Annotated in this window: 7 protein-coding genes; 5 read left to right on the forward strand and 2 right to left on the reverse strand. The window is 46.3% G+C overall.

The window, feature by feature from the left end; all coding sequences use genetic code 11:
• Window positions 1–22: 22 nt before the first annotated feature.
• On the reverse strand, window positions 23–2083 hold the full coding sequence (locus tag BM257_RS04415; protein ID WP_092068792.1) for an acetate--CoA ligase family protein: 2061 nt from the start codon (window positions 2081–2083) through the stop codon (window positions 23–25).
• Window positions 2080–2679 carry a hypothetical protein gene (locus BM257_RS04420; protein ID WP_143096745.1) on the reverse strand — a complete coding sequence of 200 codons (600 nt, stop codon included), beginning with the start codon at window positions 2677–2679 and terminating at the stop codon, window positions 2080–2082. The genes BM257_RS04415 and BM257_RS04420 overlap by 4 nt, the downstream gene beginning before the upstream one ends.
• Before the next feature lie 77 nt (window positions 2680–2756).
• Here BM257_RS04420 and BM257_RS04425 point away from each other — a divergent pair, with 77 nt between their 5' ends.
• From BM257_RS04425 to BM257_RS04445, 5 genes are all read left to right on the forward strand, one after another.
• Window positions 2757–4055, forward strand: a complete 1299-nt coding sequence (locus BM257_RS04425) for an MATE family efflux transporter (RefSeq protein WP_092068798.1) — start codon at window positions 2757–2759, stop codon at window positions 4053–4055.
• A 147-nt stretch (window positions 4056–4202) separates the two neighbouring features.
• Window positions 4203–9728 carry an alpha-2-macroglobulin family protein gene (locus tag BM257_RS04430; protein WP_092068801.1) on the forward strand — a complete coding sequence of 1842 codons (5526 nt, stop codon included), beginning with the start codon at window positions 4203–4205 and terminating at the stop codon, window positions 9726–9728.
• 2 nt (window positions 9729–9730) lie between these two features.
• Window positions 9731–10792: a DUF1573 domain-containing protein gene (locus tag BM257_RS04435; protein ID WP_177216014.1), complete on the forward strand. Its 1062-nt coding sequence runs from the start codon at window positions 9731–9733 to the stop codon at window positions 10790–10792.
• 5 nt (window positions 10793–10797) lie between these two features.
• Complete coding sequence (gene meaB, locus BM257_RS04440) at window positions 10798–11892, forward strand: methylmalonyl Co-A mutase-associated GTPase MeaB (protein ID WP_092068804.1); 1095 nt, start codon at window positions 10798–10800, stop codon at window positions 11890–11892.
• Between the two features lie 22 nt (window positions 11893–11914).
• A complete protein-coding gene (locus BM257_RS04445; RefSeq protein ID WP_092068807.1) occupies window positions 11915–12769 on the forward strand; it encodes a 4-hydroxy-3-methylbut-2-enyl diphosphate reductase in 855 nt (284 codons plus the stop codon).
• Window positions 12770–12784: the final 15 nt, after the last annotated feature.

The following is a 12784-nucleotide window of genomic DNA, read 5'->3' on the forward strand; positions in this document are numbered from 1 at the left end:
CGTGCGACAGTTGTGAGTGCGTCTATTTCTCAATGAGAATACGCGCATCCACAGCAATGACATCATTCTCGTCGGCAAGAAGGGGGTTGATGTCAATCTCCTTGATTTCTGTGGCGAAGCGTAAAAGTGTAGAGAGGCGGACGACAATCTCCGCGAATTTCTGTTCATTGACTCCCCGTTGCCCACGCGTACCTTTTATTATTTTATAGCCACGGAGGGAATGTATCATGGAGTATGCCTCCGCATAGGAAAGTGGAGCAAGACCAGACTGCACGTCTTTTAGTACTTCAACGAAAATACCACCTAAGCCACATAGTACGACATGCCCGAAACGCTCCTCGTACTTCGCGCCGATAAAGAGTTCGGTACCTTTTATCATTTTCTGCACCATGACGGCGGTGGCATCTTTTATCTGTATCATGCGATTGAACTCCAAAGCGAGATGTTCTGGCGTACGGATGTTTAATGTTACACCGCCTACGTCACTTTTGTGGACTGGACCCACCACTTTCGCTACGACAGGGTAACCAACCTTTTGGGCAAAGGCGATGAGTTCTTCTTTTGAAGAGGAAACCATTTCTGGTACAAGAGGTATACCTGCACAGCTAAGTATTTCGCGGACAGTCTGTGGCGGGACATAGCCGTTGCTGTCAATACCCATGATGATCTTGGCGAGACGGGGAATGTCAATACCATAGAGTTGTACCTCAGGTGGAGCCGGTGGCGGTGTCTGCATAATCTGCGAGAGTGCTGTTGCAAGGGTCACCTCGTCAGAGAAGTTGACATGTCCCTTCGCCAAGAACTCGGCAACCTCCGGTCCTGCCGTATGCAGGCTGGGTAGGATAGGAAAGATTGGCTTTTTGCATTCCTGAATTTTCTGGTGAAGCATCTCATAGGCTTGATAGAGTGTCGTCAGTCCGGGAGTACCATAGATAACAGCGATAGCGTCAATGTCATCAAAACGTGTCTCACAATAATCGATGGTCAGTCCCAATTGCTCTGGTGTGCCTGTGGCGAGAATATCAATAGGATTTGCCACGCTGGAGCCAGGAAAGAGCTTCTCCTTCAATTCCTCGGCAGCCTCGCCTTCGAGCTTGGGAACAATTAACCCTCCCTTCGACAAGGCGTCTGTTAGCATCACGCCAGGACCTCCGGCATGGGTGACGATGGCGAAACGCTTACCAGTCAGTGGTGGTAGCGTGAAGATACATCCTACGGTGGTCAGTTCCTCCCGACTATGACAGCGCACAATACCTGCCTTTCGGAACAGCGCCTCTACTGCAGAGTCACTGGATGCGATGGCACCTGTATGACTTGATGCGGCACGACTGCCACTCTCACTGCTACCTGCCTTGATGGCGGCAATGCGACATCCCTTACGGATAAGACTGCAGGCATGGAACAGCAGTTTGTCAGGATTGGAAATATTCTCGATATAAAGCAACTTGACAAGTGAGTCTGTCTCAGCATTGAAGTGCTCGTCCATATATTGAAGCACATCCTCAATACCAATCTGCTTACCATTCCCAATCGACCATACACTGTTGAACTGCAAACCCTTGATGACAGCACTCTCCAAAATGAATACCGCAGTAGCACCAGAACCACTGACGAAGTCTACACCTTTGGGATGGAGTTTCGGGATAGGTTGTGTGAACACACTGTGATGATTGCGGTTCAGCAGCCCGATACAGTTCGGCCCAATCAGTGCCGCACCATATTGTTCGCAAGTGTCAAGGATACGCTGCTCCATTTCCGCACCAGCCTTTGTCTCTTCACCAAAACCGGCGGAGATGATGATGAACGCCTTGGTGTCCTTCTCCTTGGTAAGTATTTCTACCGTATCAGGACAGAACTTGGCGGGAATCACAAGGATGGCAAGTTCTGTGGGTGGCAACTCACGGACATCGTGGAATACTTTGATGCCCTGTACCTCGTCCTCCTTGGGGTTGACGATACGCAAGGTACCCTCATATCCTCCTTGTAGGATATTGCGGACAATCGCTCCACCTGGTTTGTGGATATTGTTTGACCCACCTATGACTGCAATGGATTTCGGTGCTAACAGCTCTCGGTTAATCATACGGTGACAATGGATTTGACAGGATAAGCTGCAATCGTAGACTCAGGGAAGTAATAGCCTAATTTCAATACGTGTTTGATAGGTGTGCCGTCAGCTACATCGTGACCGTCTTCTTCACGATCCAGTTCTTTGTCAAACTTCCCGTTGATAGGACCATGGACAAAGTCCACATAAGAATCTCCCTCACTGATGACTCCTATACAGGTGCTGATAAACGGCAACTGACGGTTGACAAACATCCGGATATCGTGGCAAAGCAGGTCCACCTCCTCAATACCTGTCAGCGAGTCCTCGTCGACAGCCTTCCCAGTGGCAAGCATCTGGATTAATGGTTGTACCTCTTTCTGGTAATGGCGCAAGTCGAAGATACGGTTGTTGAGTGTGATAAACTTCCTGATAGCTTCGTTGTACACCATCATCTGCTCTGGGGTCAATTTTAGTGATTGGGCTTCTTTCTCTTTTTGTCTTTTTTGTTCTGCACGTTTCCTTGCTTCTTCTCTCTTCTGACGGATCTTCACAACAGCTGTCGTTCCTGCTGCTATTGCAGTAACTCCTATGGTGGCAAGGGCAGCCCATGTAGATTTCTTGTTTTTCATTTCCATAGCGTTGCTCGTTTGTATTTTGTCGCAAAGATAGTGTTTTTTATTGAAAAAATGCTATATTTGCACAAAAAATGAATCAGAGAGACCAACAAATCCTGCGGATAGCCCTTCCTGCTATCGTGACGAATATCACAGTTCCCCTGTTGGGACTGGTCGATACTGCTATTGTGGGACATATGGGTAATGCTGCCTATATAGGTGCCATTGCAGTGGGCTCTATGATTTTCAGTCTGGTATATTGGGTGTTTGCATTTCTAAGGATGGGAACCAGTGGGATGACGGCACAGGCTCGTGGTAGAAGGGATTTGCAGGAAGTGATGCGACTTTTGTTGCGTTCTGTCGTTGTATCGTTGGTGATATCTCTTACCGTTATCATCTTCCAGTATCCGCTGCGGGAGGTCATGCTGTGGTTTATCAGTCCTACGGCAGATGTCCGTTTACTTGCTATTACCTATTTTAATATTGTAGTGTGGGGGGCTCCTGCTGTCTTAGGCCTCTATTCTCTTAGTGGTTGGTTTATCGGGATGCAGAACTCCAGAATACCGATGCTCATTTCCATCATGCAGAATGTGGTGAATATCCTCGCCTCCCTGTCGCTGGTTTATGGCTTGGGAATGAAAGTCGAGGGTGTTGCCTTGGGAACCGTCATAGCGCAATATGCGGGGTTGTTTGCCGCTATCGGACTATGGTGGCGGTATTATCGCCGTCTGTCACATTGGCAAGGGTCGTTGATGAAAGAGAAATTTGTCGACTGGCTTGCCTTCTTCCGAGTTAATCGTGACATTTTCCTACGCACCCTTTTCCTGGTTGCTGTCAATCTTTATTTCACTTCGGCAGGAGCGCGGCAGGGGGCTGTTATCCTTGCGGTAAATACCTTGTTGATGCAACTATATCTCTTCTTCTCATATTTTATGGATGGCTTTGCCTATGCAGGAGAGGCATTAGGGGGCAGATATTGGGGAGCACATAATACAAAAGCATTCCAGGAAATTGTCAGTCACTTGTTTGTTTGGGGTGGTGCTATGGTTGTCTTTTTTACAGCAGTATATGTCTTTGGCGGGATGCCTTTCTTGCGAGTGTTGACAGATGAGCCTAATGTGGTGGAAGCCTCCCGGGAGTATGTGTGGTGGGCTTATCTGATTCCCATCGTAGGTGTTGCTCCTTTTATCTGGGATGGTATCTTCATCGGTATCACTGCCACTCGTGACATGCTGGTGTCATCATGCATTGCGGCAATAGTGTTCTTTCTTGGTGTAACAGGATTGATGGGACAAATGGGTAATCATGGGCTGTGGCTGTCGATGGTTATCTATATCGCGATGAGAGGGGTCGTTCAGACTATCCTTTATCATCGAAGATATTCTATGTAACCGTTTCTTTAGTACGCTTCGCTTGCGAAGAAATCGTTTCTTTAGTACGCTTCGCTTGCGAAGAATCCCTAAATCTCGTTAAAGGAATTGGTTGTTCAGTATATTTCTCCTATCTTTGCATATCAATATACTTAAAACGAATGAGAAATGAAACAGAAAGTTTTAACCCTTATAGCTGTTTTAATGTTCATGCCTATGTGGATTTTCGGTCAAAACTATCGTGACCTATGGAAACAGGTGCAAAAAGCAGAGAATGAAGATTTACCCCAAACTGCTATCAAACACCTGACTGCCATAGAGGAAAAGGCCATAGAGGAGAAAGCTTACGGACAATTGTTAAAAGCTTCCCTATATCATGTGCGTATGCAGAACGAGATAGCCCCGGACTCATTGGCTCCTGCCGTAAAGCGTCTGGAGAAAAAGGAGGCGGCTGTCAGTGACGTTGTGTTGCGGTCAGTATATGATGTAGTCCTCTATAGGATCTATCGAGATAACCCTTCTTTGAGTAAGGACGATTTGGAAAAGAAAGTTCGTACTTACCGTGAGAAGGCATTGGCACATCCCGATGCTCTAGGGCAAGTAAAAGACAAAAGCTATGAGCCCTTTGTGGAGATAGGAAAAGACGCCGACATCTATGATCACGACATGCTTAGCGTCGTCGGTTATGAGTTAGGTGCATGGGAATGGATGCATACCTATTATGAGAAGACTGGTAACCGTCGTGCGGCCTGTCTGACGGCTCTCCTTATGATGGAGGAGAACCAATCGACAGATACGAAAAACTATATTGATCGATTGGATTCTCTTATCAACCAATACCAGGATCTTCCCGTAGCTGGTGAGGTTGCCATTGCCCGCTATCATCAGATGTGGAAACTCAATGGTGTCACAGCAGCGGAAAAGGTAGCATATCTGGATATGGCTGTCGAGCGATGGAGCCAATGGAAACGAATAGGCGAGTTACGCAATAACAAGGCGAGACTTATAACATCAAAGTTCTTTGCTAATATTCCCAACTATGTTCAGGCACCCAATCTCGCTCAAACAGTGAGCCTTTACGGGTTGCGCCATCTGAACGCGTTGACGATGCGTGTTTTCCGTACAGACTTAAAAGGTGATACAGACCTCAATCCTAATTATTCGGAAGACTATGAGAAGATCAAAGGACAATTGATTGAGGTGAAGGATGCAACCCAGAGTCTGGCGTTCCCTGTCAGACCCGATTATGAGGAGTTCAAGGATTCTCTCCAGCTAAAAGGACTGCCTGCAGGTGTCTATCTTTTGGAGTTTGCAACGACTCCTGGTACGGAAGTCTATCGGCTGTTGTACTATGTGACAGGACTTAGGTTATTAGCTATCGGTAACCCGGAGTCCGTTATGCGTTATATTGTAGTGAATACTCAGACGGGGCAACCTGTGAAAGGCGCGAAAATTAGGATCACACCTAATTACTATTATGATGATGAAAAGAATAAGGAGCCAGTAATTCTGGAGACGAATGCTGAGGGCGAGGTTACGTACCGGTTTGCAAAGGAGAGAAGACATGAGGTATTTGCCTATACCCTTAAGGACCAAGCATGCCCTGAGACGGGTGCCTCGGACAATTTCCATTTCTATGAGGATAACAACCGTAGGGAGTATACTCATCTCTATACCGACCGTGCTATTTATCGCCCGGGGCAGACTGTCCATGTGGCGGCTATTGTCTATGCTTTGACGGACCATGTGAAAACAGATGCCGTGGCAGATAAGACCATGACGATGACATTGCGGGATGCTAATTATAAGACGGTGGCAGAGAAACGTGTCGTGACAGACCGCTTTGGTAAGTGTTTTGCAGATTTCACATTGCCTACAGGCTCCAGGAACGGTAGTTTCAGAATTAATTTGAATGGGACGAGTCATAGTTTCCGGGTGGAGGAATATAAACGTCCAACTTATGAGGTCTCTTTCTCGGAATATAAAGAGTCTTACAAAGCTGGCGATACCATAACCGTTCAGGGCAAGGCGATGAGCTATGCTGGTGTTCCTGTCCAGGATGCCAAAGTGAAATATACGGTCCGGCGTCGAGTCGCCTATTGGTGGATGACTTACTCATGGTATTGGAATGTCGGGTATATGGGACATGGAACAGATACTGAGACATTGCTGACGGAGGAGACGACGACAAAGGATGACGGTACTTTTGACGTGAGGATGCCAATGGTACTTCCGAAGGACGATGGAAATACTCCGATGTTCTATACTTTTGAGGTTGAGGCAGACGTGACAGATCAGGCAGGGGAGACACATGGTGGAACAAAGAGCTTGTCATTAGGAACCCGACCTACTGCCTTGACATGTGATGTGCCTCAGCGCATCCGCCGCGACCAGATGAAGCCAGTGACATTCTATCGAAGGAATGCGGCTGGCAGTGAGATAGAGGGAACGGTTCGCTATCGTATTGACGATGGCGTTTGGAAAAATGGTGCAGCCAATACTCCTCTTTCTATTCTCAACGCTCAATTAAAGAGTGGAGAGCATCGCTTGGAGGCTGCCTGCGAAAGAGATTCAGTGAAAATCAAATTCATCATTTTCGGCTTGGATGATAAGAAACCTGCTACAGAGACTAAAGACTGGTTCTATGTGAGTGACTCTCGTTTCCCAAATGATGGAAAACCGGTTACTCTACAGGTGGGCTCTTCCGACCCCGATTTGTATATTGCCTATGAGATCATGTCTGGTAATAAGGTGATAGAGCAAGGCTTCATCCGTGAGAACTGTTCTTTGTTGAATCGTAAGTTTACCTATCAGGAGGAGTATGGCAATGGCTTGTTCATTACTTATGCTTGGGTAAAGGATGGAAAGAGTTATCAACATTCAACGACTATTGGACGCCCCTTGCCCGATAAGCACCTGACGCTGAAATGGGAAACTTTCCGTGACAGATTGAAGCCTGGTCAACAGGAGGAGTGGCGTTTGTCCATAAAGGACAAGGACGGTAAAGCTGCCGACGCTCAGTTAATGGCAGTTCTATATGACAAGAGCCTCGATCAACTTGTCCATCATTATTGGGGATTCTATCCTAATACCTATACCCCGCTTCCCTCATCCTCATGGAATGTCATGTCGTTTGGAAGTAGGTCTGCATCTGGTGAGAAGGCTCCGACTACGGTGCGTGTTCCTGACCTGGACTTCAGTCTTCTTGATCATGATGTGTTCCCTTCTCGTTATACCGCTTATGGAAGAGCGATGCTTGGAGGTAAAGTACTCAGGAAAGCATCATCAGATGAAATGGTTCTTGAAGAGGCACCCGTATTGATGGCAGCATCAGTGGCACCTGGTGAAAATGCTGTTGCCAAACAGGTGGTACAAGACAAAGCTGATTCTGTGGAAAAGGAAGGAGAGGAAAAGATGGAAGAAACGAAAGACGAGTCCGTTCAACTCCGTGAGAATATGGAGGAGACAGCATTCTTCTACCCCTCCATGATAGCAGACGCAGAGGGACATGTGTGTTTGAAATTCACGTTACCAGAGAGTCTGACGACATGGAAATTTATGGGACTTGCAATCACTCCGGATATTCAATATGGAAAACTGAGCGGAGAGACCATTGCTCAAAAGGATGTGATGATACAACCGAACATGCCTCGCTTTGTCCGCATGGGTGACATGGCACAGTTCTCCGCCCGGATCTTTAATATCAGCGAACAGACACAACAGGGCGTGACTCGTATTGAATTGCTTGACCCGGAGACAGAACAGGTCGTTTATTCTGACCAGCAGTCCTTTGTGGTGGAGGCAGGAAAAACAGGACATGCGACTTTCTCTTATCAGCCCACGGAACAATATTCGCTTTTGATTTGTCGTATGACAGTGAAAGGTGATAGTTTCTCAGATGGTGAACAGCATTATCTTCCCATCCTGCCAGACAAGGAACGAGTGACGAAGTCAGTACCGTTTACCCAGCACGAACCAGGTGTAAAGGCTGTTGATCTGACCAAACTCTTCCCTAAAGGGACTACCCAACAGAAACTCACCATCGAGTATACCAATAATCCTGCATGGCTGATGGTTCAGTCGTTGTCAGCGTTGAGTCAGCCATATGAGAAGAGTGCGATAGACCAGGTCGCTGCTTATTATTCTAATATGCTAGCTAAGACAATTCTTGATCAAACCCCAAAGGCTAAGAGTGTCTTTGAACAATGGCGTAGGGAAGAAGGTAATGAAACATCTCTACAAAGCCAATTAGAGAAAAATCAGGAACTGAAGGATATCATCCTCGCAGAGACACCTTGGGTGAATGATGCTGATAGGGAAGCTGAACAGAAACAACGTCTTGCCGACTTCTTTGATGCCAATCGTATTGCCAATCGTTTGTCATCTGCAATGGAGAAGTTACAGACGTTACAGCAAAGAGACGGAGGCTTCTCATGGTATCCTGGCATGCCCTCCAGCAATTATATTACGATGGCTGTTGCGGAGATGTTGGCACGTCTACATGTCATGACAGGAACCTACGGACAGGCTGAGCGTCTTCAGACTCGTGCGATGGATTTCATGGATGATGAGATTGTCAAGATGGTAAATGAGATGAAGAAATGGGAAAAGAAAGGTTACAAGCCATCCTTCCCGTCTCACATGGCACTTAGTTGGCTTTATGTCAATGCCCTTGATCAGCGTAAACTGTCCGCCAAGGTCAAAGAGGCGAATGACTATTTGATGCCATTGCTGAAGAAAGATATCAAAAACCAGACTATTTATGAGAAGGCGATGACTGCTGTTATCCTCTTGCGACAAGGTGATGTCCAGAAAGCTCAAAATTATGTGAAGAGCCTGAAAGAGTATACCGTGTATACAGAGGAGATGGGACGCTATTATGACACCCGTCGTGCCGGATATTCTTGGTTTAGTTATAAGATTCCTACAGAGGTTGCTGCCATCGAAGCGATAAAATATGTGACACCGAACGATACGAAGACCATCGATGAGATGCGCCGCTGGTTGTTACAGGAGAAACGCACCCAGTTATGGGACACACCTATCAATAGTGTCAATGCCATCTATGCGTTCCTCTTTGACCATACCGATTTGTTGGCATCGCAAGAGCCTACGGTCCTTGCCATCGACCAAAAACAAGTAGAACTACCTAAGGCTACTGCTGGTGTTGGTTATGTGAAAACGGCTATTCAAGATCCGAAGGGCAGTGAGTTTACTGCTACGAAGACTTCCACTGGTACTTCATGGGGTGCTGTCTATGCACAGTTTATGCAGAAAACCTCAGAAGTGGAAGATGCCCAAAGTGGTATTACAGTGAAACGTGAGATATTTGTAGGAAACTCAAAACTCTCCACTCAAAACTCTCCACTCAAAGTGGGAGACCGTATCAAGGTGCGCATTACGATAACATCTACACGTGATCTGGACTTCGTTCAGGTACTCGACCGTCGTGCTGCCTGCATGGAACCAGTACGACAGCTCTCTGGGTATTATAATGGTGCTTATTGCTCTCCGAAAGATTTCTCTACCAATTACTATTATTATGGTATTGCCAAGGGTAAGCATGTTTTGGAGACAGAATACTATATTGACCGTGCAGGTGTCTATGAGACTGGAACATGTACTGTGCAATGTGCTTACTCACCAGAGTACCGGGCTACAGCGAAGTCCGAGACGTTGAAAATAGAAAAATGACTATGAATAGAAAAACGATAATTACATTCCTGTTGATGCTGATGGTGTTGCCAGTATCAGCACAGAAACTGATTGCAACAAAGACAACGATTGATGTGGGTAAGACGGGGTTTCAGCAACCTGTCACAGCCGTGTTTGAATTCCAGAACAAAGGTGTTCACCGCCTGATGATAGAGTCGGTACTACCTGACTGTAACTGTACCATCATTGAGTATCCGAAGACCGTGATAGGTAAGGGTGAGAAATTCCAAGTTAAGATGACCTATGATGCTAAACAACTCGGACATTTCGATAAGCAGGCAGCTATTATCTCGAATGGCACGAAGAAACCAGTGTATATCCGAATGAAAGGCGTGGTGTTGGAAAACTATCAGGATTTCTCGGGTGACTATCCGATAGAGATGGGGGCTATGCGCATTGACCAGAATGAACTGGAGTTTGATAACGTCAATAAGGGGGAGACGCCTATTGCTCAGATACATGTTCTTAACAATGGTACCAGTCTGATGCGTCCCAATCTCATGCATCTGCCTACTTGGCTCTCGGCAACAGTATCACCAGAGGAGATACGACCGGGTCGTACTGCTACGATTAGTGTGACACTGAACTCTGCCAAAATCAGTGACTACGGACTGACACAGGCATCTATCTATCTAGCTGCTAATCCTGGTGATAAAGCGACGAAGGAGAATCTTATCGGGGTCTCTACCGTCTTACTGCCTTCCTTCGCAAAGATGACAAATGTGCAGAAGCAGTATGCGCCAAAGATGTACCTTTCTTCTGATCAGGTGGATATTGTCTTCGACGGAAAGTCAAAGAAAAAAACGGAGATACAGATATCCAATATTGGTCGTACTCCTTTGACTATATCTTCATTGCAGATGTTTACACAAGGTTTGCAAATCTCATTGGGAAAGAGTACGCTCCAGACTGGTGAGTCGACGAAGTTAAAGATTACGGCTCAGCGTGACGAGTTGCGGAAAGCACGTACCAAACCTCGTATCTTGATGATAACAAATGACCCCGACCAGTCGAAAGTCGTCATAACGATTAATGCAAAATAAATACCATGGAACATCCGGAAAATAGCTCAGAATATGCAGGGCTGCAAGTCAATAGTGGAGTAGAGCAGCCTTCTATTATCAATCCTTATCTTCAACGTAAGCGTTTCAAACGTCATGAGATGACCGCCGCAGAGATGGTAGAAGGGATCATCAAGGGTGATGTGACCATTCTCTCTCAGGCTGTTACGTTGGTAGAGAGTGTTAACCCTGACCATCAGGCGAAGGCACAAGAGGTTATCAATAAGTGTCTGCCGTATAGTGGACATTCTATCCGTGTGGGTATCAGTGGTGTGCCAGGGGCTGGTAAATCTACCTCCATTGACGAGTTTGGCGTCCATGTTTTGAAAGAGAAAGGTGGAAAACTTGCCGTCCTTGCTATTGACCCCAGCTCGGAACGTTCCAAAGGTAGTATATTGGGGGATAAGACACGTATGGAGAAACTCTCCATCCACCCTGATTCATTTATCCGTCCTAGTCCTACGGCTGGTTCTTTAGGAGGTGTGGCACGTAAGACACGTGAGACGATTATCCTCTGTGAAGCGGCAGGTTTTGACAAGATTTTCGTGGAGACAGTGGGAGTAGGGCAGAGTGAGACGGCATGTCATTCGATGGTAGATTTCTTCTTACTTATCCAACTGGCAGGAACAGGTGATGAGTTGCAAGGTATCAAGCGTGGTATTATGGAGATCTGTGACGGTATAGTCATCAATAAGTGTGATGGCGAGAATGTCGACAAATGCCATATGGCAGCTACGAATTTCCGCAATGCCCTCCATTTCTTCCCAATGTCTGAGAGTGGCTGGTTACCGAAGGTGCTATGCTATAGTGGATTCTATGGTACGGGTGTCAAGGAAATATGGGACATGATCTATGAGTATATTGATTTCGTAAAAGCGAATGGATATTTCGACTATCGTCGTAACGAACAATCGAAATACTGGATGTTCGAAAGTATCAATGAACACTTACGCATGAACTTCTACCATAATCCGCTCATTCGTCAGCGTCTGAAAGAGGCTGAGGCGAAGGTCTTGGCTGGTCAGCAGACTTCCTTTATGGCAGCGCAGGAGCTTTTGGATATTTATTATAAAAATCTATAGTATCTATAGTAACTATAAAAATATGCTCAAGGTTGAGATTGATAACGGTAGCGGATTCTGTTTCGGAGTGACAACAGCGATACAGAAAGCTGAGGAGGAACTGGCAAAGGGCAATACACTTTATTGCCTTGGTGATATCGTGCATAATGGAATGGAGTGTGATCGCTTGCGACAGATGGGACTGGTTACCATCAATCATGAAGAAATGCGCCGATTGCATGACGTGAAAGTATTGTTGCGTGCCCATGGGGAGCCTCCGGCTACTTATGAGCTGGCACGACGTAACAATATCGAGATTATTGACGCCACTTGTCCTGTTGTTCTACAGCTGCAGAAACGCATCAAGAAGCAATATGAGTTAGGTGCCGCACAGATAGTCATCTTTGGAAAGAATGGTCATGCGGAGGTTTTGGGATTGGTAGGTCAGACGGAATCCTCAGCGATTGTCATTGAGAGTTTCGAGGAGGTGAGAATGCTTGATTTCACCCGTGATATCTACCTCTATTCCCAGACTACCAAGTCACTGGATGAGTTCCATCGTATCATTGAGTATATCCAGCAAAATATCTCTCATGGGGCGACTTTCAAGAGCTTCGATACGATATGTCGAAGTGTAGCGAACCGTATGCCCAATATCTCTTCGTTTGCAACCAAACACGACCTCATCCTCTTTGTCTGTGGTCGGAAGAGTAGTAACGGGAAAGTGCTCTTTAATGAGTGTCTGCGTGTCAACCCCAACACTCATCTCATCGAAGGACCTGAAGAGATAGACTCGTCATGGCTGGAAGGTATCCAAACAGTAGGTGTCTGTGGCGCCACCAGTACTCCTAAATGGCTGATGGAACAGTGTCGAGATGCCATATTAGCAGAGCATTGACATGATGGAAGAAAT

The sequence above is a fragment of the Prevotella sp. tf2-5 genome, from assembly GCF_900115435.1.
Taxonomy (GTDB): domain Bacteria; phylum Bacteroidota; class Bacteroidia; order Bacteroidales; family Bacteroidaceae; genus Prevotella.